Source organism: Amycolatopsis pigmentata (assembly GCF_042684065.1).
GTDB lineage: Bacteria > Actinomycetota > Actinomycetes > Mycobacteriales > Pseudonocardiaceae > Amycolatopsis_E > Amycolatopsis_E pigmentata.
Genome location: NZ_JBHUKR010000007.1, coordinates 782,422 through 808,876, shown reverse-complemented (window position 1 = coordinate 808,876; position 26,455 = coordinate 782,422). Strand labels below are relative to the sequence as shown.

The 26,455-nt window shown below is 69.6% G+C and carries 19 protein-coding genes and 1 pseudogene; 6 read left to right on the top strand and 14 right to left on the bottom strand.

Annotated features, from left to right (window positions below; all coding sequences use genetic code 11):
• Nucleotides 1-86: 86 nt before the first annotated feature.
• From sigM to ACFSXZ_RS16830, 5 genes are all read right to left on the bottom strand, one after another.
• Nucleotides 87-695, bottom strand: coding sequence for an RNA polymerase sigma factor SigM (gene sigM, locus ACFSXZ_RS16850; RefSeq protein ID WP_378265968.1), 609 nt, complete (start codon nucleotides 693-695; stop codon nucleotides 87-89).
• A 10-nt stretch (nucleotides 696-705) separates the two neighbouring features.
• On the bottom strand, nucleotides 706-2,295 hold the full coding sequence (locus ACFSXZ_RS16845; RefSeq protein ID WP_378265967.1) for a protein kinase family protein: 1,590 nt from the start codon (nucleotides 2,293-2,295) through the stop codon (nucleotides 706-708).
• Nucleotides 2,296-2,373: 78 nt separating this feature from the next.
• Nucleotides 2,374-4,209, bottom strand: coding sequence for a murein biosynthesis integral membrane protein MurJ (murJ, locus tag ACFSXZ_RS16840; RefSeq protein WP_378265966.1), 1,836 nt, complete (start codon nucleotides 4,207-4,209; stop codon nucleotides 2,374-2,376).
• Nucleotides 4,210-4,561: 352 nt separating this feature from the next.
• The gene (locus ACFSXZ_RS16835; RefSeq protein ID WP_378265965.1) at nucleotides 4,562-6,736 is read right to left on the bottom strand and encodes a DUF6049 family protein; all 2,175 of its coding nucleotides are present in this window, start codon (nucleotides 6,734-6,736) and stop codon (nucleotides 4,562-4,564) included.
• On the bottom strand, nucleotides 6,733-7,260 hold the full coding sequence (locus ACFSXZ_RS16830) for an NUDIX hydrolase (protein ID WP_378265964.1): 528 nt from the start codon (nucleotides 7,258-7,260) through the stop codon (nucleotides 6,733-6,735). Before ACFSXZ_RS16830 ends, ACFSXZ_RS16835 begins: the two co-directional genes overlap by 4 nt.
• A gap of 131 nt (nucleotides 7,261-7,391) precedes the next feature.
• Between ACFSXZ_RS16830 and ACFSXZ_RS16825 the strand changes: the two genes are divergently transcribed.
• On the top strand, nucleotides 7,392-8,831 hold the full coding sequence (locus tag ACFSXZ_RS16825; RefSeq protein WP_378265963.1) for a CCA tRNA nucleotidyltransferase: 1,440 nt from the start codon (nucleotides 7,392-7,394) through the stop codon (nucleotides 8,829-8,831).
• A 40-nt stretch (nucleotides 8,832-8,871) separates the two neighbouring features.
• On the opposite strand, the gene ACFSXZ_RS16820 is transcribed toward ACFSXZ_RS16825, so the two are convergent.
• The 3 genes from ACFSXZ_RS16820 to ACFSXZ_RS16810 form a co-directional block, all read right to left on the bottom strand.
• A complete protein-coding gene (locus ACFSXZ_RS16820) occupies nucleotides 8,872-10,719 on the bottom strand; it encodes a TNT domain-containing protein (RefSeq protein ID WP_378265962.1) in 1,848 nt (615 codons plus the stop codon).
• 86 nt (nucleotides 10,720-10,805) lie between these two features.
• Nucleotides 10,806-12,263: a TNT domain-containing protein gene (locus ACFSXZ_RS16815; RefSeq protein WP_378265961.1), complete on the bottom strand. Its 1,458-nt coding sequence runs from the start codon at nucleotides 12,261-12,263 to the stop codon at nucleotides 10,806-10,808.
• 10 nt (nucleotides 12,264-12,273) lie between these two features.
• Complete coding sequence (locus ACFSXZ_RS16810; protein ID WP_378265960.1) at nucleotides 12,274-13,572, bottom strand: MFS transporter; 1,299 nt, start codon at nucleotides 13,570-13,572, stop codon at nucleotides 12,274-12,276.
• Nucleotides 13,573-13,832: 260 nt separating this feature from the next.
• Between ACFSXZ_RS16810 and ACFSXZ_RS16805 the strand changes: the two genes are divergently transcribed.
• On the top strand, nucleotides 13,833-14,450 hold the full coding sequence (locus ACFSXZ_RS16805; protein WP_378265959.1) for a YqgE/AlgH family protein: 618 nt from the start codon (nucleotides 13,833-13,835) through the stop codon (nucleotides 14,448-14,450).
• 14 nt (nucleotides 14,451-14,464) lie between these two features.
• Here the strand turns inward: ACFSXZ_RS16805 and ACFSXZ_RS16800 are convergent, their stop codons facing one another.
• A complete protein-coding gene (locus ACFSXZ_RS16800) occupies nucleotides 14,465-14,872 on the bottom strand; it encodes an SdpI family protein (protein ID WP_378265958.1) in 408 nt (135 codons plus the stop codon).
• A gap of 95 nt (nucleotides 14,873-14,967) precedes the next feature.
• On the opposite strand from ACFSXZ_RS16800, the gene leuS reads away from it, so the two are divergent.
• A complete protein-coding gene (leuS, locus tag ACFSXZ_RS16795; protein ID WP_378266488.1) occupies nucleotides 14,968-17,778 on the top strand; it encodes a leucine--tRNA ligase in 2,811 nt (936 codons plus the stop codon).
• 48 nt (nucleotides 17,779-17,826) lie between these two features.
• Here leuS and ACFSXZ_RS16790 read toward each other — a convergent pair whose 3' ends face one another.
• The gene (locus ACFSXZ_RS16790) at nucleotides 17,827-18,582 is read right to left on the bottom strand and encodes a TetR/AcrR family transcriptional regulator (protein ID WP_378265957.1); all 756 of its coding nucleotides are present in this window, start codon (nucleotides 18,580-18,582) and stop codon (nucleotides 17,827-17,829) included.
• A 403-nt stretch (nucleotides 18,583-18,985) separates the two neighbouring features.
• Here ACFSXZ_RS16790 and ACFSXZ_RS16785 point away from each other — a divergent pair, with 403 nt between their 5' ends.
• Together ACFSXZ_RS16785 and ptsP are read left to right on the top strand one after the other, a co-directional pair.
• On the top strand, nucleotides 18,986-19,858 hold the full coding sequence (locus ACFSXZ_RS16785) for a ribokinase (RefSeq protein WP_378265956.1): 873 nt from the start codon (nucleotides 18,986-18,988) through the stop codon (nucleotides 19,856-19,858).
• 64 nt (nucleotides 19,859-19,922) lie between these two features.
• A complete protein-coding gene (gene ptsP / locus ACFSXZ_RS16780) occupies nucleotides 19,923-21,563 on the top strand; it encodes a phosphoenolpyruvate--protein phosphotransferase (RefSeq protein ID WP_378265955.1) in 1,641 nt (546 codons plus the stop codon).
• A 10-nt stretch (nucleotides 21,564-21,573) separates the two neighbouring features.
• Here ptsP and ACFSXZ_RS16775 read toward each other — a convergent pair.
• From ACFSXZ_RS16775 to ACFSXZ_RS16760, 4 genes and pseudogenes are all read right to left on the bottom strand, one after another.
• Nucleotides 21,574-22,187, bottom strand: a pseudogene (locus ACFSXZ_RS16775) (DUF1707 SHOCT-like domain-containing protein).
• A 52-nt stretch (nucleotides 22,188-22,239) separates the two neighbouring features.
• Nucleotides 22,240-22,884, bottom strand: a complete 645-nt coding sequence (locus ACFSXZ_RS16770; protein ID WP_378265954.1) for a response regulator — start codon at nucleotides 22,882-22,884, stop codon at nucleotides 22,240-22,242.
• On the bottom strand, nucleotides 22,881-24,017 hold the full coding sequence (gene macS / locus ACFSXZ_RS16765; RefSeq protein WP_378266487.1) for a MacS family sensor histidine kinase: 1,137 nt from the start codon (nucleotides 24,015-24,017) through the stop codon (nucleotides 22,881-22,883). The genes ACFSXZ_RS16770 and macS overlap by 4 nt, the downstream gene beginning before the upstream one ends.
• Before the next feature lie 50 nt (nucleotides 24,018-24,067).
• A complete protein-coding gene (locus ACFSXZ_RS16760; RefSeq protein WP_378265953.1) occupies nucleotides 24,068-25,231 on the bottom strand; it encodes an AI-2E family transporter in 1,164 nt (387 codons plus the stop codon).
• 217 nt (nucleotides 25,232-25,448) lie between these two features.
• Between ACFSXZ_RS16760 and ACFSXZ_RS16755 the strand changes: the two genes are divergently transcribed.
• The gene (locus ACFSXZ_RS16755; protein ID WP_378265952.1) at nucleotides 25,449-26,294 is read left to right on the top strand and encodes a hypothetical protein; all 846 of its coding nucleotides are present in this window, start codon (nucleotides 25,449-25,451) and stop codon (nucleotides 26,292-26,294) included.
• Nucleotides 26,295-26,455 lie beyond the last annotated feature (161 nt).

The window sequence follows — 26,455 nt, the reverse complement described above, 5'->3', positions numbered from 1 at the left end:
GTTTTCCGCGACTTCGCGCGTACCCGCGATCGCGTCGACAGGGCGCACCCGTGGGAAGCTCATGAGCGCGGCTTCGGCGGTGTGGATCACATGTCCCCCCGCCGCGTTCGTTTGCTTTCGGAACCTGAGACGTTCGCAATCGCATCGGGGTTCCGTAGATGGCCCAGAACTTTGGCCAGTTTCGCCCGGCCACGCGCGCATCTGCTCTTCACCGTGCCCTCGGCGATGCCCAGCATGGTGGCGGTTTCGCTCACCGAATACCCCTCGACGTCCACCAGGACGATGGGCATGCGCTGCTCTTCGGGCAGTTGAGCCAGCGCCTCGTCGATGACCAACCGGGTCTCCCGGTCCGACATGGAGTCCCGCGGGGTGGCCGGTTCGTTCAAGCCGGTCTCGGGCAGGGGAACGGTGGGGCGGGCCTGTTTACGGCGTACGCGGTCGAGACAGGCGTTGACGACGATTCGGTGAAGCCAGGTGGTCACCTGCGACTCGGCCCGGAAGTTGCCTGCGGCGCGGAAGGCGGAGATGAAGGCGTCCTGCAGGGCGTCCGCCGCCTCTTCGGGGTCGCGCAGCGTGCGCAGCGCGACCGCCCACATCCGGTCCCGATGTCGCCGCACCAGTTCGCTGAACGCCTGCGGATCTCCGGACACGTGCCGCGCGATCAGATCGGCGTCGGTCGGTACAGCTGCGGTCACCCGGCAAAGACTACTGGGCAGGCAGGAACGTCAGCTCACCGATCTGGGACTGGTACTTACCAGCGGCGTGGGCGAGCTGGGTGATCCAGACGATCACGTACTGCGTGCGCTGCGGCTGCTGCAGCGTGACGTCGGTGGTGGCGCCATTCAGCGTGGCCGTGCCGACCACCCGCGTGGACGCGAGGTCGGGGTGCGGTGAGTCGGCGACCCGGATTTCCACCGTCGTACCCGGGCTGTCCGCCGCGATGGTGACCTTCGCCAGGTTGATCTGCCCGGTGAAGTTCGCGATGAGGCCGACGCCCTTTTTGATCGTCGGGAACTGCTGGTTGTACTGGTCGGTGCGCCAGAAGCTGGTCGGGTCCCCGTCGATGGTCTTGTTCGCGCGACTGGTGTTGTCCCCGTCGCCGTCGGGGTTGAAGACGCTGATGCCCGCCGGAGCCACCGGGGCGCCGATCGCCTGCCCGGTGGGCGAGGCCGGCGGCGGCGGGGCCTGGTTCGGCGGGGGCGCGGCCGTGGCCGTCGGCGCGGCGACGTTGATCGCGGGGCCACTGGTCGGATCGTTCTGGAAGAAGCTGATCGCGAGCATGCCCAGCCAGGCCAGGATGCCCACCGCGGCCACCACCAGCACGGTCACGCCGAGCGCCAGCTTGCGCCGTCTGGCCTTGTCCTTGATCGGCCGCTTGGTGGTCCAGATCGTGCCGTCGTCCTCGGTCTTCACCCCGGCCGCGGCCTGCGCCTGGATCAACTGGGTGCGTTCCTCGGCTTCGGCGGCCATTTCCAGCGCCCGCAGGATCGCCGCCGAGGTGCGGATTCCGGCGTGACCGCCGTCCTCGATGGTCCGGACCGCCAGAGAGGACAACTCCACCGGAACCTGTGGCTGCAGCGACCGGGGCGCCACGAGACGGCCGTTGGGCGCGTGCGGCGCCGCCGGAATGGCCGCGGGACCTCCTGGCAGTGCCCAACGACCGGTCAACAGCAGGTAAAGCACTGCGCCGATCGCCTTGACGTCGTCCCGCAGTGTGGCGTCGGGTAGTGGGCCGGGGAAGGCGAGCCGGAGGGTGCCGTCGGTGGTCATCCGCAGCCGCTGAGGATGGTCGAGACCGAGCACGAGCCCGGTGTGGTGCGCGCGCTCGACGGCCTCGGCGAGTTTCTCCACCATGCGGGCGGCGGGCAGCGGTGCCACCGGATGCTCGGCGACCAGATCGATCAGGTCGGTGCCCTTGGTCCATTCGGTGACCACGATGCCGAGCAGACCCTCGCTGGAGGCGATCCCGTTGCCGAGGCTGAGGACATCGAGCACCCGGGCGACGCCGTCGTGGTCGAACTTCGCGGCGTGTGCCGCGCGTTCCAGGGTCTTGCGCGCGAGCCTGGCCGACTCAGCGTCGGCCGAGTCGCCCACCAGCAGCGTCAGTGCCACATCCCGGCGCAGCTGGCCGTCGCGCGCCCGCCACAGATGGGCTCCCGCGCGTTCGTCGATCCCGAACTGGGCGAGCAAGCGGTACCTGCCGTCGCCGACGACGCTGCCCGGCGCCAGGGAACCTCCCTTGGCGCGAACACCTACTCGAGCGTTTCCGGACTGCTCGCTCCGCTTCTCATTCACCCCAAGCCCTCTTTCGCACACCTCTGTCGAGAGTACGGGAACGCGCCGTGTCGTTCCGAGTTATCCCTGTGTCGATCGTTACCCGCGCTTGATCAAACGGGTGAATCGTTTGGTCGCGGGCGCCAGTTCCTCCACCTTGAGCGCCGCGAGCACGCCGAACGACACACCCAGTCCGATGAAACCTTGCAGGATCAACTTGATCCAGGCGGTGATCCGCACGCCGAAGTCCGGCACGATGGTCCCCGCCAGTACTGCGGCGAGTACCCCGAGACCGCTCGCCACCATCGTGAACAGGATCACACCGAGCACCCGCTTGCTGCGGAGGTTGCCCAGGCTGACCCACAACCAGACCTGCCCCATGATCGCCCCGATGACGAAGGTCAGCGAGTTCACCAACATCGTGCCGAGCACGACCTGCCTGCTGTCGAGCAGGACCGGGCACAGGTAGAGCAGCGGGATCTTGACCACGGTCATCACGACCATGATCAGGGTCGGAGTCCTGGCGTCCTTCATCGCGTAGAACACCCGGAGCTGCAACATGACCAGCGCGTAGGGCAGCAGTCCGAACGCCGAGATGGCCAGTGCCTGGCCGAGGCGCTCGGCCTCCGCGGCCGAGTTGGCCCCGCCGCTGAACAGCGCGATGCCGACCGGCTCGCCGATCAACGTCATGACGGCGGCGATGGGCACCAGCATGACGGTCGAAATCCGCGAAGCGTAGGACAGGTCGGCGACCACCTTGCGGGTGTCGCCGTCGGCGGCGTTCCGGCTCAGCCGGGGCATGATCGCGGTCAGCAACGAGACGCCGATCACACCGTAGGGGAGCTGGAACAGCAGCCACGCGTTCGAATAGATCGTGACACCGCCGGGGTCGCCGACGGTCAGTACCCGGGTGTTGATGGTGAGGCCGACCTGGCTGACCGCGACGTACCCCAGGATCCAGAGCGCGAGACCGCCGAACTCGCGCATCCGGCTGTCCAGGCCCCAGCGCCAGCGGAACCGGAAACCGGTGCGCAGCAGCGGTGGCACCAGCAGCACGCCCTGCACCACGATGCCCAGTGTCACGCCGATCCCGAGGACGAGCAGCTTCGGATCGCTCATGTGCACGGGGTTCCAGGTGATCTCACCTGGCATGATCATGAACAGCGCCAGCGTCACGATCACCACGATGTTGTTCATCACGGGCGCCCACGCCGTCGGGCCGAAGATGTTCTTGGCGTTGAGGATCGCCGACAACAGGGCGAACACGCCGTAGAAGAAGATCTCGGGCAGTAGCAGCCGCGCGAACGCGGTGGTCAACTCAGGGCTGGCCTTGTCACCCGGGTCGATGTAGAGCGAGGTGAGCAAAGGCGCGGCGAGGACCGCGATCACCGTGCCCACCAGGAGAAGCACGAGCCCGACGGTCAACATGCGCTGCGTGTAGGCCTCGCCGCCGTCCTTGTCGTCCTGCGAACGCACCAGCAGGGGCACCACGACGCTGCTCAGTACGCCACCGAGCAGCAGTTCGAAGAAGATGTTGGGCATCGTGTTGGCGATGTTGAACGAGTCGTTCACCACGCCTGTGCCGACCGCCCAGACCAGCATGATCTTCCAGAAGAATCCCGTGATCCGGCTGACCAGCGAGGCGATCGCCATCTTGCTGCTGGATTTCGCGAGCGAAGGGGCCGCAGGCCGCTCGGTGATCGCGGGGAGGAAGCCGGTCGCGTCGAGCCCCGGGCCCTCGCCGAACGAATTCGCCGAGGTGGCGGGGGACGGCTGGACGCGGGGAAGCATCCGGGTCGCCAGGCTGTCGTACGGGCGCAGCACATCCGGGTCCGCGACCGGCCATTTGGAACTGGCCGGGACCCCGCCGACGCGGGGGATGAACACGGTGGCGTCGGGATCGCCTGGCTGCAGCGGTGGCGCGCCGAAGGGCATGCTGTCCTGTTCGCGTTCCTGCTGCCAGGGCCGGACCGGGCGGTGCGGTGGTGGCGGCTGCGCCGGTGGCGGCTGCGGTGGCTGTGGCCCCTGCCGGGATTGGCGGGGCTGACGTGGCGGCGGCTGCCTTACCGGCGGCGGCTGCTGTGCCTGGCGGGCTCTGCGCGGCGGAGGCTGGCGACGACCGTTCACCGCCGGGAGACGCCGCTTGGTGGGCTGCTCCGACGGCGGTATTCGCTCGGGCGGCGGTCGCCGAGCGGTGCGTTCTGCGGGACGCTCGGGCGGCCACCCCGGGTCTCTGTCCAACGCGCGTGCCCCATCCTCGGCGGTCAAATCGGTTATACCAGGGTAGTCACCCGCGGCGCCTGGTTCTGACTCGACGATAGATCTGTCGCCCCGAAAGCAGGACGAGGGCCGCGCCACCGGCGATGGTCAGGACCAACGTCGCCACGCCGTACTCGTTCGAGCGCAGGTCGAACCGGGCCGGGCTGCCCAGCGGCGTGCCGCCCGGCGTGCTCAGGTTCACCGTCACGCTGAACTTGCCGGCGCGCAGTGCCTCCATCTGGATCGGGACGCGGAAGCCCAGCCCGGCGGGCAGCAACTGGCGTTCCGGGACGTCGCCGGGCCGCAGGCCGGTGTTGTTGTCCAGAGTGATCCGGACGACGACCTGCACCGGCAGGTTGTTGCGCAGGTAGACCGGCAGAGGTGCCGAACCCGAGGCCATCGAGATGGGGACCGCGGGAGTGTCCACACTCACCTGGTCGAGAAGGGCTTCGAGCTGCGTCCGCGAGTCGGCCACCGAAACGGCGGCCGCCCCCGAGGTGGCCCGCCAAGCCGTCGAGGTGTTGCGGACCAGCGCGTACCGCAGGGGCAGCAGAAGCTGGTCGGGGTTCACCTGAGCGGTCGGATCGACGTTCATCGCGCCGCGCAGATCCGTCATCGTGGCCTCGATCGAGGCCATCTCGTCGGTGACCGCGGTCGGCGTCGCCGACGTGGTGTAGTTCATGGTGGCGCTGCCGGTGGCACTGGCCGCGAGGAGCTGGCTCAGCGTCGCCGGGGTCAGCATCTTGCGGTTCAGCAGATCGCCGAAGGTCTGCAACAGCTGGGTGAGCTCGCCCTCCGGCGCGGCCCAACGGCGGGGCGGGGCGACGAGAATCGGCTTGCTCGACGAGGTGGTGCCCAGCCCACTCCGGAACGCCAGCGTGGCCAGGCCGTTCTGGGCCGCGATGGCCGGATCGTCCGGCGGCGTCGAAGCGGACTGCGTCTGAGCCGGTGCTCCGCCGAGGCCGGTCGCCACCAGGGAGTCGAGTGGCTCCACGCGGACGTCAGCGCCCACGGCCACCCCACCGCTCACCTGGCTCTCGCTCAGATCGGCCGGGTCGGCGACGACGGTGTTGATCCCGGCCCCGTTCAGGGCGGAGAGCGCGGCCGAATTGAGCGGTCCGTCGGTCCACAGCACACCAGGCAGTGGCCGCGTGCCGATGACCTGCTGAACGCGTGCGCTGGTGTTGAGCGCGTAGTTCATGAGATCCCCGCCGCGGACCTTCGCCAGGGCGGGAAGCTCGGCGTCGGCGAAGGGCATCTGAATCACGCACTGCCCGTTGACCAGCGAGCGCAGGGCGGCGAGCCAGTCCTTCGCCACATCGGCCCCACCCCCCGCGATGTTGCCGGAAAGGGTGCGGACCTCGTAGCCGCGACTCATCGCGTCCACCGTGTCGAGCAGGTCGGGGTCGACGGCATAGCAGAGCGAGTGGGCGACCTGCGGGGTGTTCTGGAACGCGCGTGCCGAGGAGACGAGCGCGTCCAGCCGCCCGCCCGGGCGCAGCTCGCTCGCGAGCACGTCGTCACCGAGGACGACCTTCTTGCCGTAGGGCGCGGCCACGACCCGCGGGCGTGTGTCGGCGATGGGCCAGAGCATCGTGGCCTCGGCGGGCTGGGCGGGCGCCGGCGCCATCTGCTTGCCGGGCGCGCCCAGCACCGGCAGCAGCATGGTCAGGTAGGCGAGCCGGGCCTGGCCGCCGTAGTCCGGAGTGCCGTTGACGTTGACCAGGAGGGGATAGACGCCCGCTCCGGCGAGCCTGAGCGCGCCGCCCGAGCCGTCGAGTCTCACCGTGACGGACAGATGCCCGGTCTGTCCCGGGTTCAGGACCGAGGGCTCGACCGCGACGAACTTCGACATCGAATCCGGGGCGGCGGGCGGGCCGCTCATGGCCGAGCGGACCTGTCGTTCGGAGGTTTCCCGTGTGCCCAGTTCGAGTCGTACCTGGAGGTCGCTTATCCGTCGGTCACCGGTGTTCGTGACGGTGCCGGCGACCGTCATGGTGGTGGAGGAAGGCGTGACCGTGCGCGGATCGAGCTGGGTCACGTTCAGCTTCAGCCGAGGGCCGTCCTCACTCGGCTGGGCGAGGGCGAGCGGCGCGGACAGGACGGTGAAGAACGCCGCGAGCGCCGCCGCGGCCCACCGCGTCCTGCGGGTGCGTGTCCCCCGCGTCCCGCCTGGGGGAAACCCCCCAGACCCCCTGTTCACTCCACGACCCTCTCTGTCGGCGCCTTGTCGCCGTTTCCGAACAACTGCCGGGCCTTGCGGACCAGAGCGCGTTCGTCGGTGTAGGCGAGCCTGTCTTCCAGTTCGGCGATCGGCACCCAAGCCACCTCGGTGACTTCCACGTCCTCGTCCGACAGTTCGCCGCCGACCGCTTCCAGGAGGAAATGATGCACGGTCTTGTGCACCCGCCGGCGCTCGGCCACGAACCAGTAGTCGATGGTGCCGAGGGAGTCCAGAACACGAGCGGAAATCCCGGTCTCCTCCTTCACCTCACGCACAGCCGTCTGCTCGATGGTCTCGCCGTCCTCGATGTGTCCCTTGGGCAGCGACCAGAGCAGTTTGCCGTGCCGGTCCAGCCGTCCGATCAGCACCGCGTGCAGGCGGTCCGGATCGACCACCAGCCCGCCGGCCGACGTTTCGTCGACCGTGGACATCCGCTTGCCGCGGCGGCGTCGCGACCTGCGTCGCGGCCTGCCCCCGCCACCACGAGCGGCCGATCCAGACATGCTGCGATGCTAGTGCGTGTGGCGGTCCGGCGGTTACGAGCGCGTAGCTGAACCTTCACTTTCGGTGGATCGGTAGGCTGGTTTCTCGTGTCTGTACGGGATAAGTGCACAGTGTGGGTGGTTGGGTCCTGGTGAACGAACTCGCCGCGAAGCGGAATGCGGTGACCGAGCTGATGCGGATCTCGCCGGTGGCCGACGATCTCGCCGGGCTGTTCGCGCGTGCCGGCCATCGGCTGTACCTGGTGGGCGGCAGCGTGCGCGACGCGATGCTCGGCCGGTCCTCGCCCGACCTCGACTTCACCACCGACGCGCGTCCCGGTGAGGTGCTGAAGATCGTGTCCGGCTGGGCCGACGGTGTCTGGGAGACCGGCATCGAGTTCGGCACCGTCGGCGTGACCAAGCGCGGCGCGACGCTGGAGATCACCACCTTCCGCGCGGACACCTACGACCGGGTGAGCCGCAACCCCGAGGTCACCTTCGGCGACACGATCGAAGGCGACCTGTCGCGCCGCGACTTCACGGTGAACGCGATGGCGATCGAGGTATCGACAAAACAGTTTGTCGATCCGTTCGACGGTCTTGCCGCGGTGCGGGACGGGATCCTCGACACGCCCGCCACGCCGCAGGAGTCCTTCGCCGACGACCCCCTGCGGATGCTGCGGGCCGCGCGGTTCGTCTCCCAGCTCGGCTTCACTCCGGCGCCGCGTGTGGTGGCCGCGATGACCGAGATGGCGGGCGAGCTGGCGCGGATCACCGCCGAACGCGTGCAGGCCGAGCTGTCGAAACTCATCCTGGGTTCGCGTCCCCGGCAGGGGCTGGAGCTCATGGTGGACACCGGATTGGCCGACGTGGTGCTTCCGGAGGTGCCCGGGATGCGGCTGGCCATCGACGAGCACCACCAGCACAAGGACGTCTATCAGCATTCCCTGACGGTCCTCGACCAGGCGATCGCGCTGGAGAAGGCCGATGGCTGGGAGCCCGACCTGGTGTTGCGGCTGGCGGCTCTCCTGCACGACATCGGCAAGCCGGACACGCGACGGTTCACCTCCGGTGGCGGGGTGAGCTTCCATCACCACGAGGTGGTCGGCGCGAAGATGGTGCGCAAACGGTTGCGTGCGCTGAAGTACCCGAAGCAGGTCATCGAGGACATCGGCCAGCTGGTGTTCCTCCACCTGCGGTTTCACGGATACGGCCGGGGCGAGTGGACGGATTCGGCGGTACGGCGGTACGTCACCGACGCCGGAGACCTGCTTCCGCGTCTGCACAAACTGGTCCGCGCGGACTGCACCACCCGCAACAAGCGCAAGGCCGCCGCGCTGCAGCGGACCTACGACGACCTGGAGGAGCGGATCGCCCGGCTCGAGGCTCAGGAGGATCTCGCCCGGGTCCGGCCCGACCTCGACGGCAACGAGATCATGAAGCTGCTGGGCCTGCCGCCGGGGCCGCTCGTCGGCCAGGCGTGGCGTCATCTCAAGGAGCTGAGGCTGGACCGGGGTCCGCTGACGCACGAGGAAGCGGTCGCGGAACTTGTGCGGTGGGCCCGGGAGAACGGCATCGAACCCCCGGAATGACGGTTCGGATTGTTCAACGTGAAACAACCGGAAAGCCGGGTCACAGCCGTTCGAGTGCCCCCGTCTCGCGATGCTGGGCGAGAGTGCGCGGCAGGAAGTAGGCGACCGCGCCGCCCGGCATCGGACCCCACGGCAGGGTCACCCCGGTGAGCACGCGCAGCGGCCGAAGGACCCGGTAGACCTGACGCAGTTGCTCGCGTTCCGGGGCCAGGGAAGCCTCCGGGAACCGGGCGGACTCCTCGTGCACCAGATTCCCGGCCTCGTTTCCGAAGCGCAGCACGGTGGTCCCGGCACCCAGGACGATCAACCGCTTCGCGCGGAAGAAGTTCAGGGGTGGCTCACCGCGCATCGGCACGATCGGCCAGTCGGCCGGCTCCGAGTGCCGCTCGGGCACCCGCGCCGGGTAGAGCAACAACGATCCGAGCAGGAACCGGGCCGCCCCCTCGACGTGCGCGAACACCGCGGGTTCGCCGCCGTCCGGCCCGACGACCTCCCAGCTCGCGGGCGTGCGCACCAGGCACCAGGCCTGCTCGGCGAACTCGCCGATCCGGTAGGCCTCGTCCGGAATCCCGTACTCGGTCAGCCGCCGTCGCACCAGCGTCAGTATCTCCGCGGCCCGTAGGCCCATCGGCGGATCCTCGCCGCGATCGATCATCGTCACGGCGTCCGCTTCGGCGACCGGAGCCGTTCGTGGATAGGGCTTGCCAAGGAGTTCGGCTTCCGCCGCCGCGCGCAGTTCGAAGGGCAGGTAGGGCACCCGGTAGCCGTTGGCCCGGATCCGCTCCACCAGTTCCGGGTCCGGCGGGAGACCGTACTTCCGCAGGTAGTGCGGCACGGCGGCGGGCCAGATCCAGACTCCGTCGGTGTGGAAGGCATCGGGCACGTCGGCCGGTGCCCCCGGGGAGAAGGCATCCGGGAGGCGCGCGGGCCGGGTGAGTACCACCGGTGCCCGGTAGAGGTAGTCGAGCAGAGGGCGGATCTCCTCCGCGGGCAGCGGTTGGCGGTTGTCGGCCATCCCCGCCCGCTCGAACCGGACATCGAGGGGAAGCCCGGCCTTTGCCGCGAGCCAGTCGGGAACCTGTTTGCGATCGCGGGGGAAGTACTCCAGTTCGGCGTCGTAGGACCGGGCGGTCAGCCTGTCCTCACCCGGTGCCAGCCGCCAGGTGGGTTCGTTGGTCTTGTCGTAGTCGAAGTGGAACTGGGCCGGAGCCTCCAGCGTGAGCGTCCCCTTGAACCAGGTCCCCAGACCGGCCAGATACATCGCCGAGCGCAGCCTCACGAACAGTTGGCCGAGCTGGACCGGGGCGGGCAGCGACACCGAAAGACCACTGCCCACCGATCTGACCTCGATCTCGGCGTAGTCACCGACCTGCCGGAACTGCGCGGCGACCCGCTCCCAGCCATCGGGCAGGGCCTGCCGCAGGCTTCGCGCGATCGCGCGCACCAGCGCCTCCGGGTCACCGGTGCCGAACTCGGGGCGGGGCCCACCCGGAAAGTCGTGCCGCTCCTGCCACACCGCGCTGATCTCGTCGACGCTCGCGATCGCGGTGAAATCGGTCAGCCCCAGCTGACGGGCCTGGGTCTCGTCCTGCCCGCTCCACCGCAGCGTCAGGGTCCGGAGATCGTCACCGGGGGCGACGCTGTAGATCTCGTCGTCGAACAGGCAGTAGGTCTGCAGTCTGAAGGTGCCGCCCGTCTCCGCCTCGGGAACCACCTTCGCCGGCTGGGACTCCCACTCGATGTCGAAATCGCCGGGCGGGTCCTCCCCCGGGATCGTGGTGAGCAGGACCGTCGCGTCCGCTGTCGACCGCTGGGCCTGGAAGACCTGCTCGTTCCATACCGCGTACAAACCGTCCGGCCGATCCGCCAGCTCGACTCGATACCGCACGACTCCCCCTGGGAAGGTCAAAGGCCCGGTCTAACCTAGCTCATGGGTGGCTCTGATTCGCGTCGGCGACCACCGCCGGTGGTGGCTCAAGCCTTCTCCAGCGATCCGTCCGCGACGTGGTCACGAAGCGTTTTCGGCAGCACGTAACCGATGGCACCGCCAGGCATACCCGCCCACGGCACGGCTACCCCGAGCAGGACGATCAGCGTGCGCCGGATCCGGTACCGCCGCTCCCTGCGCTCCCGCTCGATCGGCAGCGAGGTCGCCGGGAACCGGGTTTCGTCGTGGTGCACCAGGTTGCCCTGGTCGTCACCGAAGCGCAGGACGACGGTGCCCGCCGCGAGACGGACCATGCGCTTGTTGCGGAACAGGGTCAACGGTGGCTCGCCCTCGACGGGTTGGATCGGCCAGTCGGCGACTTCGGCGACGGTCTCCGGCGATGTTTCGCCGTTACCGGTCATGCGGGCCGGATGCAGGAGCAGCGCACCGAGAAGCTGTTGCGCGGCGTCTTCGGCACTGGCGAAATAGCGCGGGGAAACCGGTTTTCCGTCGGCGTACCGGGCGACTTCCCAGCCGCGCTCCCGCGTGTTGAGGCACCAGGCGCCGTCGGCCCGCGAGGCGATCCGGTAGGAATCCGGGCGGACGCCGTGCTCATCCAGTCGCTGGGCGAGCACCACGAGCACGGCGGCGTCTTCGAGCCGGGGATCGGTCGTAGTCTCCAGCTCCGCGGCGATGTCCCCGCTGGTGGGAGTCACCTCCCGGGGGTCGGCCTTGGGACGTGGCCTGCCGAGCAGGTCGGCGGCGGCGGTCAGCCGGACGAGCTTGTCGGCATACGGCGCGTGGTAGCCCCGTTCGCGGATGTGAGCGAGGAACTCCGGCTCCGGCGGAATGGCGTATTTGCGCAGGTAGTGGGCCACGGCGGTAGGCCAGATCCAGGCGCCGTCGGTGTGGTAGCCCTGAGGCACGTCGACCTCCGTGCCGCCGGTGAAGGCGTCCGGCCCGAGACCGCTGCTGATCAGCACTTCCGGTTGCCGCTCCAGGTACCGCAGCAGGAGCGGGATCTCCGCGTCCGGCACCGGGGGCGCTCCTTTGACGACACGGGCCTGCCGGAAGGTCACGGCGAGCGGGAGCCCCGCGGCACGACGCCACCAGTCGGGCAGGTGATCCGCCTCGCGGGGAAAAGCGTTTTGCTCGGCCTCGACCATCGCCGGCAGGTCGAACGGTGGCGTGTCCCACCATGGGTCCGAGCCGACGTCGAAGTCGATGTCACCCTCGCGCTGCAGGGTGTAGAGAATCCACAACCAGGTTCCCCGCCCCGGTTCGTACATCAGGGTGCGGAGTTCGCTCAGCGCGGCGGAAAGCTCGCCGGAGCCGTCGAACGGCCTCGCCGCCTTCGCCGTGAAGGCCACCGGCTCGAGTTCGGTGTGCTTGCCGAGCCTGCGGAACCGGACTTCGATCCGGGTCCAGCCTTCGGGCGCCTCCCGGGCGGCGAGCTTGCCGATCTGCAGCAGCAACCGCGCTTGCTCCTCCTGCGGGGCGCTCACGGAGAACACCTTACGAGGGGGCTCCGTTACGCCGGACGAGTACCAGGTAGCAGGCCCCGCCCAGCAGGTAGATGGCGGTGGCGGCGATCAGCAGCAGCGGTGAGCGGCCGTCCAGCGGGGTGATCACGGCGGCCACCGACACCGCGGCGACCTGCGTGATGTTGAACAACGTGTCGTAGAGCGCGAAGACCCGGCCACGGGCCTCGTCACCGACTTCGGACTGGATCGCGGAGTCGACACTGAGTTTGAGCACCTGCCCCGCCAAGCTGATGACGAACGACGCGAACAGCACGGTCGGCAGGATCATCGGCAGGCCGAGCCCGGCCTGCGCGCCGGCGGCGACCACCAGCGAGCCGATCGTCACGCGCCGACGGCCGAAGCCGGCCACCAGGCGAGGGGTGCACAGACCGGCGACCAGGATGCCGGCACCCGCCATGAACACCATCTGGCCGAGACCCGGCAATCCCGCCTTCAGCGGGCCGGTGTCGGTGAACGAGTAGCGCATCAGCAACACGGTCAGCAACAGCGAGATGCCAAAGGACGCGCGGTGCGCGAAAAGGGCGACGAACCCGGCGGTGACGGTGGGCACCCGCAGCGCCGCCCTGGCGCCGTCGGCGAACCCACGCGCGACCGCGACCACGACATCACGGGGCTCGTCGACCGCGTCGGGGCCGAGCTTTCCCGGTGAGAAGCCGGCGGCCACCACGGCGGCCACGGCGCTGCCGGCGATCGCGGTCGAGGTCGTCCAGGCGGACCCGACGTTGCCGGATCCCAGCACCGCCCGGAGCCCGATCGCGCAACCGCCCCCGATCACCGCGGTCACCGACCCGAGGGTGACGACGACAGCGTTGGCCGTGACGATCGTGCGCGCCGGGACGACATGCGGCAGGGAAGCCGACATCCCCGACCCGACAAAGCGTGCGATGCCTTCGACAAGCAGCGCGAGGATGAACAATCCCGCGCCGGCCACGCCGAATCCGACGGCGGCCGCGGTCCCGACGACCGCTACGGCGCGCAGGAAGTTGGCGAAGACCAGCACGCGTCGGCGGTCCCACCGGTCGAGCAGGGCGCCCGCGAACGGACCGATCAGCGAGTACGGCAACAGCAGCACGGCGAAGCCGCCCGCGATCGTCAGAGGATCGGCGCCGCGTTCGGGATTGAACAGCACCGCGCCCGCCAGCCCCGCTCGGAACACGCCGTCCGACCACTGCGCGGCGAACCGGGAAAAGACCAGCCTGCGGAAACCGGGCAGGGCGACGAAAGACCGCAGCCGCACCTTCGCTGCGGGAGATTCCGCGCTTGCCGTCACAACCCGACAGCTTACGGTCAGTCGCGGACGAACCTCCCTGCCGAAGGCAGGCACTCAACAAACGGGAAATTCCGGGGAAAAGGGGCCGGCGCACTTGGTCGCCTCTCGGCGGGTTGGCGCAGTGTGGCTCCAGCCGCACGGTATTCCACAAAGGCTCTTCTCAAGTGGGCCCGGGGGACACGGAGTGCGCCGGCCATCGTGTTCAACGGAGGCACCGCCTCTGTTGTTCCCGTTCGTACCACCGTCGTTCCCCTTTGTTCATGCGCGGTGCGGAACACGGGCACGAGGAGTGCGATCATTACCCGGTGCCACCGGACGCCGAGGTAGAGCCGGGAACGCTCCTGGTCGCCGCCCCCACGATGTTCGACCCCAACTTCCGCCGCACGGTGGTCTTCGTCATCGACCACCGAGAGGAGGGCACCCTCGGCGTGGTCCTGAACCGCCCGAGCGACGTGCCCGTCGACGACGTGCTCCCGACCTGGGGACATCACGTCGTGGAACCGCAGGCGGTGTTCGTCGGTGGCCCGGTGGAGAAGAAGACCGCGCTGTGCCTGGCCGCGTTACGCGTGGGGGAGAACGCCGCCGGTGTGCCGGGGCTGATCGGTGTCCGGGGCCCGGTCGCGCTGGTCGATCTCGACTCCGACCCGGACGTGCTGGTGCCGAAGGTGCGGGGACTTCGGGTCTTCGCGGGCTACGCGGGCTGGGACGCCGGTCAGCTCGCCGGGGAGATCACACGGGGGGACTGGCTGATCGTCCCGGCACTGCCCAGTGACGTTCTCGCCGGGCCGGACCACGACCTGTGGGGACAGGTACTGCGTCGCCAGGGAGTGCCGACGGCACTGCTGGCCACCCATCCCGGCGACCTTCAGCGCAACTGACCGCCCGTCGCGCGCTATCGGCGAGTGAGGACTTCGCAGCCGCCGCAGGCGCAGCCCGAGCATCCGCCCGCCGCTACCGGTTCCGGCACCGGGATGGCCGACGCCGCGCGGTGGCCGAGGAGCCCGCCTCCGGCCACGAGAACGGCCATTCCCGCCAGCCCGAGAACGCCGGCGACGATCGGGCCCGCCGTGCCGGGCATGAACAACCCGGCCACCCCGGCGAGCACTCCGACCAGCCCGGCGATGAGGGTGGGCAGGCCGGCGACCTTGTTCGCGATCCGGAAGGCCTCGTCCGAACGCAGGGTCGCCGCGGTGCGCACGCCGGCGCCACGGGCGCGAGGCAACCGCTCTCGCCAGCCGAGCAGCCCGCTCCAGCCGACCAGGACACCGAGCACGATGGGAATCAGCGCGACAACGAACACGTGCTCAGGATAGGTGTCGGTGTCTCGCGCGGTCCGCGCGGTAATCGGGTGGGCCCGGCCTTTACCATGACTGTGTGAGCGAAGCAACCGAGGACATGCCTGGTCACCGCTACAACGCGGAGCTGGCCGGCCGGATCGAGCTGCGTTGGCAGCACTACTGGACCGAGCACGGTACGTACAACGCGCCGAACCCCACCGGCCCGCTCGCCGCCGACGGCGTTCCCTCGGACAAGCTCTTCCTCCAGGACATGTTCCCGTACCCGTCCGGCGCGGGGTTGCATGTCGGGCACCCGCTGGGCTTCATCGCCACCGACGTCTACGCCCGCTATCACCGGATGATCGGGCGCAACGTGCTGCACACGATGGGGTTCGACGCCTTCGGCCTGCCGGCGGAGCAGTACGCGGTGCAGACCGGACAGCACCCCCGCAAGACCACCGAGGAGAACATCGCCACCTACCTGCGCCAGATTCGCAGGCTGGGCCTCGGTCATGACGAACGCCGCCGGATCTCCACCATCGATCCGGGCTACTACAAGTGGACGCAGTGGATCTTCCTGCGCATCTACAACTCGTGGTACGACGAGCAGCGGGGCAAGGCACGCCCGATCGTCGAGCTGGAGGCCGAGTACGCGCAGGACAAGCGCCGCACTCCGGACGGCCGTGGCTGGTGTGAGCTGACCCGCGCCGAACAGTTGTCCATTCTGGACAACCATCGGCTGGCCTATATCTCGGAGGCACCGGTGAACTGGTGCCCCGGCCTGGGCACCGTGCTGTCGAACGAGGAAGTGACCCCGGACGGGCGTAGCGAGCGTGGTGACTTCCCGGTGTTCCGCCGGAACCTGCGCCAATGGATGATGCGCATCACCGCCTACGCCGACCGGCTGGTGGACGACCTGGACCGGCTGGACTGGCCGGAAAAGGTCAAGTCCATGCAGCGCAACTGGATCGGCCGGTCCCAGGGCGCCCGGGTGGTCTTCGCCGCCGGCGACGAGCGGATCGAGGTCTTCACCACCCGCCCCGACACCCTGTTCGGCGCCACGTACCTGGTGCTGGCTCCGGAACACCCGTTGGTGGACAAGCTGGCCACCGCGAACTGGCCGTCCGCTACGGACGAGACCTGGACCGGTGGCGCGGCCTCGCCGGCCGAGGCGGTCGAGGCCTATCGGCTGGCGGCCGCCCGGAAATCCGAGCTGGACCGTCAGGAGAACAAGGACAAGACCGGCGTGTTCACCGGCTCCTACGCGGTGAACCCGGTCAACGGCAAGCGGATCCCGGTCTTCATCGCGGACTACGTGCTGATGGGCTACGGCACCGGCGCGATCATGGCGGTGCCCGGTCAGGACCAGCGTGACTGGGACTTCGCGGAGAAGTTCGGCCTGGAAATCGTCCGTACCGTGGAGCCGGGCGAAGGGTTCGAGGGCAAGGCCTTCACCGGCGACGGCCCGGCGGTCAACTCCGGCTTCCTCGACGGCATGGACGTCGAGGAAGCCAAGAAGGCCATCATCGCGTGGCTGGAAGAACACGGCCACGGCACCGGCGCGGTCCAGTACAAACTGCGGGACTGGCTGTTCTCCCGCCAGCGTTATTGGGGCGAACCGTTCCCGGTGGTCTACGACGAAGACGGGATCGCGCACGCGCTGCCGGAATCCATGCTGCCGGTCGAGTTGCCCGAGGTGGACGACTACTCGCCGAAGACCTTCGCGCCGGACGACGCCGATGCGGAGCCTTCGCCGCCGCTGTCCAGGGCCAGTGACTGGGTCGAGGTGACGCTGGACATCGGTGAGGGACCCAAACGGTACTGGCGCGACACCAACACGATGCCGAACTGGGCCGGTTCCTGCTGGTATCAGCTGCGGTACGTGGACCCGGACAATGCCGAGCGGTTCGTCGACCCGGAGAACGAGCGGTACTGGCTGGGCCCGCGCCCGGCCGAGCACGGCGCGAACGACCCCGGCGGGGTGGATCTCTACGTCGGCGGTGTCGAGCATGCGGTGCTGCACCTGCTCTATTCCCGGTTCTGGCAGAAGGTGCTCTACGACCTGGGCGAGGTGTCCTCGGAGGAGCCCTACCGCAGGCTGTTCAACCAGGGCTACATCCAGGCCTACGCCTACCGTGACGCCCGTGGCTTCCACGTCCCGGCCGAAGAGGTCGAGGAACGGGACGGGAAGTTCTTCTACCAGGGCGAAGAGGTCGCTCAGGAATACGGGAAGATGGGCAAGAGCCTGAAGAACGTGGTGACCCCCGACGAGATGTGCGCGTCGTACGGGGCCGACACGTTCCGGTTCTACGAGATGGCGATGGGGCCGCTGGATGTTTCCCGGCCGTGGGCGACCAAGGATGTCGTGGGCGCGCACAGGTTCCTGCAGCGGCTGTGGCGGCTGGTGGTGGACGAGCGCACCGGCGAACCGCGGGTGTCCGAGGCCGGCGCCACCGAGGAGGACCGCAGGCAGCTGCACAAGACCATCGCGGGTGTCCGCGAGGACTACGCGGAGCTGAGGTTCAACACCGCGGGTGCGAAGCTGATCGAGCTGAACAACCATGTGACCAAGGCGTACGGCTCGGCGGAGGCGACGCCGCGGGAACTGGTCGAACCGCTGGTGCTGATGATCGCGCCGCTGTGCCCGCACATCGCCGAGGAGCTGTGGCAGCGGCTCGGCCACACGGAATCGTTGGTGCACGGCTCTTTCCCGGTCACCGACGAGCGGTACCTGGTCGAGGAGACCGTGGTCTACCCGGTCCAGGTCAACGGCAAGGTCCGTTCCCGGGTGACGGTTCCCGCCGACGCGCCGAAGGACGCGGTGGAATCGGCGGCACTGTCCGACGAAAAGATCGCCGCTCTGCTGAACGGCGGTACTCCGCGCAAGGTCATCGTCGTGCCGGGCCGCCTGGTGAATGTCGTCCTCTGACCGTGTCTCCCGCGTGAGGCGGGGGGTGGTTGGCGGTGAAAGCGCTTTCTAGAGACCGGCGCTTTCACTGTCCAGCCCGATCTCCCGGGCAAGATCGGCCAGCAGCGCGTCGAAGACGGCGTCGGGCTTGGTCAGCGGGATCGGGTAGTTGCCGAAGACCTCGAGGGTGATATGCCCGTACAGGCGGGCCCAGAACTGGATCATCACGTAGGTGGTGCCGAGGTCGAGCTTGTCCGGTGGGAAACCGGGACCGGACTCTTCGAGTACCGACAGCAGCTCGTCCTGGAACGCGGTGAGGTCGTCGCGCAGTTCCGCCGGCACGGCTTCGGCCGGGGGAATGGTGAGTTCGTGGTTCGCCAGGATCCGTCCGGCGGCCATCAGGAAGATGCGCCCGAAAGGCTCGTCGGCGCGGTTCAGCGTGGCCACGCTTCCGGTGGTCGAACCGACGTCCCCGGTCGGTGAGGCGAACACCAGCGTGAACTCCCTGGTGTGGGTCAGCGCCCACCGCCGGAAGCCGCGGCAGACCGTGAACAACTGCACGGCGCCGTCCGTGGTCAGGCCCGAGATCTCCTCGCCGAGTTCGGCCGCCAGGTCACTGATCACGTCGAGGCGGAGGTGCGCGATGAGGTCGTCACGTGAGCCGTAGTACCGGTAGAGCGCGGGTGCCGTCAGGCCCAGTTCGCGGGCGATGGCCCGCAAGGTCACCGCTTCCGGGCCACGCTCGACGAGCAGGGCTCGTGCCGTCCGCCGGATGTCCTGGTCGGTCGCCGCGCGCACGCGGCTCCGGCGCGTCGGCTTGTCCATTCGGACATTCTATGGCTGGGCTCGCCGAGCTTTGGGAGAAACGCGCAGGCGGGCGGGGATCGGCGACATCGCCGGAGGTCCGGCGGGCGCCACCGGTACCGATCGCTCGGGGGGCTACGCGATCGGTACCGGCGACCCGATGTCCTCCCGGCGGGCGCCGGGGCCGGACAGCACGGGAGAGTCCACTACACCTCTCCTGGGACGGCCCAAGAGAGGATTTACCCCTATTGGGTGAACACGTTGGTCACTGACCTCAGTGTCGTCTCCCGATGGGAAGAAGTTACAAAATTCTTCATATTCGTCAAGGAGGGGGGTGGGTCTTCCTGTTGCACCAGCATGGCACCAGGCAAACTTCCGGCATGACATCTTGTGCCGGCACGCGGCTGTCAGCGGGGCGGCGAGCATGACCCATGACCTGCTGGTGGTCGGTTCGGCGAACGTCGACCTGGTGGTTCCGGCCGATCGTCGTCCGGGCGCCGGGGAGACCGTGCTCGGTGGCGACACCGTGGTCTCCCCCGGTGGCAAGGGCGCGAACACCGCGGTCGCGGCCGCCCGGCTCGGTGCCGACGTGGCGCTCGCCGGGGCGATCGGCGATGACGCCTACGGCACGATCCTGACCGAGTCGCTGCGCGGCGCCGGGGTCCACACCGACCTGCTCCGGACCGTCCATCGGCCGACCGGAGTGGCTTACATCACGGTGACCCCCGACGGTGAAAACTCCATCCTCGTCTCGACCGGCGCGAACGCCGAACTCGCACCCGCGGACGTCGAAGGCGCGTCCAGCGGCGCGAAGGTCGTGGTCGCCTCGCTCGAGGTTCCGCTGCCCACGGTCGAGCGGGCCATCACCGTCGCGGCCGGTGCGGGGGCGCGCACCCTGCTCAATCTCTCGCCGGCCGCGGACGTCGGCGAGACCGTCCTCGCCGCGGTGGACGTCCTGGTGGTGAACGAGCACGAAGCGGCGTGGCTGCTGGGGTCGTCCGCCGAGCCGGCCAGGCTCCTCGAACTCGGTCCGCGTGCCGCTGTGGTCACCATCGGCGCGCGTGGTGCGCTGGTGGCCACGCCCTCCGGCACCGTCGAGATCGCTGCCCCGAAGGTGAAGGCGGTCGACACGACGGGTGCCGGTGACGCGTTCACCGGTGCGCTGGCCGCCGCGCTCGCCGACGCCGAAGAACTGGAAACGGCCGCCCGGCGGGCGGCCGAGGTGGCCGCGATCTCGGTGACCCGGCCCGGTGCCCAGCCGTCCTACCCGTCCGCGCAGGAACTCCGGCGACGCTGACCTCGTTGCCTGGAGAGTGAGCGAGGACTGTGCGAGCGATCCGGGTAAGGGTATGGTCTAGACCATGTCGGCAACAAAGTTGTCCGGGGTGCCGGTGAGCCCGGGGCGGGCACGCGGTCCGGTGGTCCGGGTCGCCGAACCCCTCGGCGAGCCGGCCGGTACGCCGGAGCCGGCCGATCCGCAGGCCGAGGCGGCCCGGGTCGGTCCCGCCGCACAGGCGGTGGCGGCCCGGCTCGAGTCGCTCGCCACGGCCGCCACCGGCGAGGCCGCGGACATCCTGACCACCACCGCCATGATGGCGGCGGACCCCGCGCTGGTCAGCGAGGCCGAGCGGCTGGTCGTCGCGGAAAACCTGCCCGCGACCCGCGCGGTGTACGAGGCCGCCGGCGGGTTCGCCAAGACCCTCGCCGCGGCCGGCGGTTATCTCGCCGAACGGGTACGCGACATCGAAGACGTCCGTGACCGAGTGATCGCCGAACTGCTCGGCGTGGCCCCACCCGGCGTGCCCGACCTGTCCTCGCCCAGCGTTCTCCTCGCCCGCGACCTCGCCCCTGCCGACACCGCGGGCCTCGACGCCGGCCGCGTGCTCGCCCTGGTCACCGAGGAAGGTGGGCCGACCAGTCACACCGCGATCCTGGCGCGCGCTCTCGGTATCCCGGCCGTGGTCGGCGTACGCGGTCTCCTCGCCGTCGAGGCCGAAGCGCTGGACGTCGACGGTGACACCGGTGTCGTCGAGGTCGCCGACCCGCGCGCGCCCGTGGTGGTGGCGTCGAAAACCGGTCCCGCCGAGTGGGACGGCTCCGGCCGGACCGCCGACGGGCACCCGGTCAAGGTGCTCGGCAACGTCGGCTCTCCGTCCGATGCGCGCGCGGCGCGAGACGCGGGCGCGGAGGGAGTCGGCCTGTTCCGGACCGAGTTCTGTTACCTGGACGCCCCTGCCGAACCCACGGTCGCCGAACAGCGCGCCGCCTACGCGGCGGTGCTCCGACCCTTCGCGGGCAAACCGGTCATCGTGCGCACGCTCGACGCGGGTGCCGACAAACCACTGGCCTTCCTCGCACCCGAGGCCGAGCCGAACCCGGCGCTCGGCGTTCGCGGGGTCAGAGTCGCGTTCGACCGGCCCGGTGTGCTCGACCGGCAGCTCGAAGCGATCGCCGGTGCGGCGGCCGATTCCGGGGCGGACGTGTCGGTGATGGCGCCGATGGTGGCCACCGCCGCCGAAGCCGCGTGGTTCGCCGAGCGGGTGCGCGCGGCGGGGATCGGCAGGGCGGGAGTGATGATCGAAGTCCCGGCCGCCGCGCTGGCCGCGAGGGAGATCTTCGACGCGGTCGACTTCGTGTCCATCGGCACCAACGATCTCGCCCAGTACACCTTCGCCGCCGATCGTCAGCTCGGCGCGGTCGCGGCGCTCAACGACCCTTGGCAGCCGACGCTTCTCCGGCTGATCGCCATGGTCGGCGAGGCCGCCCGCGCGACCGGAAAACCCGTCGGCGTCTGCGGGGAGGCGGCGGCGGACCCGTTGCTCGCGCGCGTGCTCACGGGTCTTGGCGTGACGAGCCTTTCGATGAACGCGGCCGCGATCCGGGCCGTCGGGGCGAGCCTCGCGGCGGTCACCCGGCCGCAGTGCGAGGCCGCGGCGCGGGACGCCCTTGCCGCGGCCGACGCGGCAGCCGCCCGGGCCGCGGCGAGCGCGGCAACCGGCTGACCCGTCACTCTTACCCGAAGAAACGGCGGGGGTGGCGGATGGTCAGCGAGCCGCCCTTCAACCGGCCGGAGAACAGCAGCCGGGGCGTGCCCGCGCGGCCGTCCGTGCCGGTCTTGTCGTTGACCGAGGTGTACTTGATGTCGGTGATGCCGTTGAGGTCGATCGACCCGCCCTCGGGGATGATCACTTCGACCGAGCCCCATTTGACGTCCAGCTCGATGTGCACGGTGGGGCTTTCGACCTGTGCTTCGGTGAAGTCCAGCTTCGTCGAACCGTACTTGTTGCGCACCAGCACCTCCGGTGGCACGAGCCACGGGCCGCCGCGCGACATCGACGAATACTGCGCGCGGACAGCTCGAGCCGCCGGCGATCCCCGGCCATGGCCGTGGGCCTGAACGGGGTGGCGCCTGGGTGCACCAGACCGGGAATATCCGCCAGTACCGCGTTCAGCTGACCCCGGGTCTGCGCGGCGAGCGCGGTGTCCGTGCGTTCGGTGAACTCGTCGAGGTCGATCATGCCGCGGCCGATGGCCTTCTGCAGCACCCCGACGACGTGTTCGCGCTCCTCGTCGGACACCCGGAAGTCGCGCGGGCTCAGTGGCTTGGTCTCGGTCTCCTCACCCATGACCGGAAGCCTAGGTTCGCGCCGGTCCGGGCGGATCCGGGAAATTCCCTGGTTAGTCCTCGGTCAGTCCGTGCTCGATCGCGTACCGGGCCAGTTCGACGCGGTTGTGCAACTGGAGCTTGCGCAGGGTCGACTGCACGTGGTTTTCGACCGTACGGGGAGAAAGCACCAGCCGCCCGGCGATCTGCCGTGAGGTCAGGCCCTTGGCCACCAGCCTGAGCACCTCGGTCTCCCGTTCGGTCAGGCGCGGTGGGGCGGCGCCGTCGGCGGGCGTCTGGGCCATCCGGCGATACTCGCCGAGCACCATTCCCGCCAGGCCGGGGGTGAAGACCGGATCTCCCGCGGCGGTCCGCTCCACCGCGTCGACGAGGTCGCGCACTGACGCGGACTTGACCAGGTAGCCGGACGCACCGGCCTTCACCGCCTCCAGGACGTCCTGGTGCTCACCGCTGGCCGAGAGCACCAGCACGCGGGTGCCGGGCAGGGAGTTCGTGATCTCCCTGGTCGCCTCGACCCCGGAGCCGCTGCCGAGATTGAGGTCCATCAGCACGACGTCGGGCCGCACGGCGGCGGCGATCCGGATCGCCGCTTGCCCGTCGGGCGCGGTTCCGCGTACTTCGAACCCGTGCTCGGTCAGATCGCGCGCGACGCCGTCCCGCCAGATCGGGTGATCGTCGACCACCAGCACGGAAATCATCGCTTCGGCACCCGGACCTCCCATTCGGTTCCCTGCCCCGGCCCGGTGGTGAGGGAAATCGTGCCACCCAGTTCGTCCACCCGGCCCCGCATCGACCGCGAGACACCGAGCCTGCCCTGTGCCTCGGCTTCGGCCAGCCTGCCCTCGTCGATGCCTGGCCCGTCGTCCCGCACGGTCATCACCACCTCGGTTCCGAGGTCTTCCAGCAGCACCCATGCCTTGGCCTGTTCCCCGGCGTGCTTGTCCACGTTGGACAACGCTTCGCCCGCGACGGCGAGCAGTTCGGCGGTGACGTGCGCGGGCAGGCGGACCTCGTCGGCAGGGGCCGCGATCTGCACCTTCGATGACGACAGCAGCTGGAGCGCGGCACGAAGGTCGGATTCGCCGTCGGTGGTCTGCGCCGGCTCGGTGCTGACCAGCGCACGCAGTGCGATTTCCTGCTCGCCGGCCAGCGTTGCCAGTTCGGCCGCCTCGCCGCCGAGTTCCGCGCCCCGCCGGCGCACCCGGGCCAGCACCTGCAGCACGCTGTCATGAATCGAGCGGGCCAGCCGTTCGCGTTCCGCGGTGGCGGCTTCGGCGCGCAGCGCCTGTGCGAGCAGCGCCGCCGACGCGCGGGCGGTGGTCGCGCTCAGCCCGATCAGCAGACCCGTCGCGACGAGCAGCACCGAGTCGCGTGCGACATCGAGGGTGAACTGCTGCCGGGCGAACGCCGTGGCCACACCGACCAGCGCGCCCGCGACCACGCCCCCACTGCCGCCGAAGCGGGTGCCCGCGGCGATCGGAACGCCCGCGACCCAGACCGTCGTGATGAGTGGATCGACCCCGGAAAGCTGGGCGTGACTGAGGATCCAGGGCGAGGTGAGCATCAACCCGCACGAAACCAGCAGGTCCACGACCACGAACCAGCGCCACCGCCAGCGCAGCGCTTCCCGTGAATAGACCAGACCGGTCAATGCGGTCCATACCACCATCCCGCCGAAGACGATCCACGCCAGGCGGGGCCGTTGGTAGTCGTCGCGGTACACCAGGATCGCGCCGAGCGCGAAGGCCAGGGTGAGCACGCGCAGGCCGATGCCGCCCCACCAGAGCGGTGTGGCGGGCTCGCGCGCGGTCGGACCGAACCGGCGGTTTATCTGGCCGTATGTCAATTCTGTGCCCCTGCCCCGAGGAAAGCGGCCACAGTCTATTCGGCTTCGACTTCCTGTGGCGCGGCGTCCGGGACGGCTTCGATGTCGTGCAGCACGTCGACGTCTTCGGGATGCGGATCCGTTTCGCGGAGCAGTGACCGGATGCCCGCGTTGAGCACGGCCAGCAGCGGTACGGCGAGCAGCGCGCCGGCGATGCTGCCCACGACGAGCCCGATCGCGATGGACAGGACCACTGCCAGCGGGTGCAGTTTCACCGCCCGGCCGAGCATCAGCGGCTGGAGGATGTGGCTTTCCAGCTGCATCACCGCGATCACGATGCCGAGCACGATCAGCGCGGTCACGAACCCGTTGGTCACCAGGGCGACCAGCACCGCGACCGCGCCCGCCACGACCGCGCCGATGATCGGCACGAAGGCGGCCAGGAAGACCAGCGTGGCGAGCGGGATCACCAGCGGCACCCGCACGATCCACAGCCCGATCCCGATGCCGACCGCGTCCACCACGGCCACCGCCGCGGTCGCGCGCACGTAGCTGACCAGCGAGGCGAACCCGCGGCGGCCCGCCACGTCGACCCGGCGGCGCACGGTGCGCGGCACGCCGTGCATGAGGAAACTCCAGATCCCCTCGCCCCCGGCCAGGAAGAAGATCGTGATGAAGAGGGTGAGCAGGAAGCCGGTCAGGAATTCGCCGACCGTGCTGGCCGTGGTCAGCGCGTTGGACGTGATGACGCCCTGGTTGTTCTGCAGGAACCCGATGGCGTTGTCGATGGCCTGCTGGATCTGTTCCTGACGCAGATGCACGCTGTTGATCAGCCAGCTCTGGATCTGGGTCAGGCTGTTGTGCAGCTGCTGGGTCAGCTGTGGCAGGCCGTCGGTGAACTGGATGATGACGAAGGCGAGCAACCCACCGAGCACGGCGAGACCGCCGACGAGCACGAGCGCGGTGGCGAGGCCCCGGGGCACCCGAAGCCGGACCAGGTGACCCACCGCCGGCGCGAGCAGAGCCGACAACAGCAGCGCGATCGACAGCGGGACGATCACCACGGACAGCCGGCCGATCAGCCAGATGATCACGTAGAGGGCGGCGATCACCACGAGGAAGCGCCACGCGAAAGCGGCGCTGATACGCAGTCCTTTCGGTACCACGGCGATGATCGAGGAGTCTTCGTCGGGTAACTGGGGCTTCCGGCCGTCCGTCACACCATTCACCCTAGCGACCCGGGCGAAACGGGCGCGCCTGACGATGAGGGGTGTTGGCACCGGGCTGTCACACGATGGGGCGACCTGGCCACTCTCGGGGTGCGGAGCCACGGTCCGTTTGGTTGTCTGGGTGCCGCACCTGAGTTTTCGTATCGATGCGAACACTTTTCGGATACGACTCGGAAACGATGACGCCCTCGATCAGAGCAGGGAAACGATGACGCGGCTGGACGTGGCCACCGGGCGGGGTACCGCCCGTACGCGCCGCTGGCTGACGCGCGCCCTGTTCGTCGCGGGCGGAGCGATCGCGGGTACGGCGGCGGCGTGGGCGATCAGTACCGCGAGCGCCTCCGCCACGACGGAACTCTCCTGTTCGCACCTGACGGGTGCGGCTTCCGATGTCGTCCGGCCTGGTTCCGACGACCGCGGCGGAGGTGAACGCCGAGCGGTCGCGGACGATGTGCGGGACACGGTGGGCGCCGTCGCCGACCGTGAATTGGCCCACCCCGCGCCGAACGCGGCGAGCCCGCTCGACCTGCTCACCGATCCGCCGCGACAGACCCCGCGAGTGATCGATAACGCGCTGCGCCCCGCGCCCGCCCTGGTGGAACTCCTGCGGCCGGCCTCCGGCCCACTGCTCCAGGTTCCGGCGTTGCCATCGCTCGAACCGCGGCCCGGGACGGACACCGGCGTCACGCCGTCCGGCGCGCGCACCCCGCTCGCCGCGCCGGAGGGCCAGGTGGGCTCGGTGAGGTCCGCGCCGACGGCCGTTGAGCCGCAGGAGAACCAGGGCGATCGCATCATTGCCCGCACCGGTCACCACACCGCCGGTCACTCGCTCAGGGGCCCGGCCCCGCTGACTCCGCCGCACGCGCCGCCGGCACCCCCCGCGCTTCCGCTTCCGGGTGGTTCGGCCACGAACGCGCACGTCGACGGTCCGGTGTTCGGGGTTCCGGCCCCGGCGTCGGTTTTCCCCGCCGCGGACGGCCCTCAGGGCGTTCGTTTCGGCCTCCGGCGCATGCCGGTCGAGCCGGGTACACAACCCGGCGTCACTCCTGACTGACCCGTCTGCGGGGTAGGCCCGCGTCTTCGGCGCGCCCATGGCCACCCCACATTTCCCACCTCGCTTTGGCGCGCTCAGCCGTGCCCGCGATCGGGGGCGCCGTTTCCGCGCCCCTCCCACTCCACCAAGCCCTCAATGGGAACCCAACGAAAAAGGAGAAA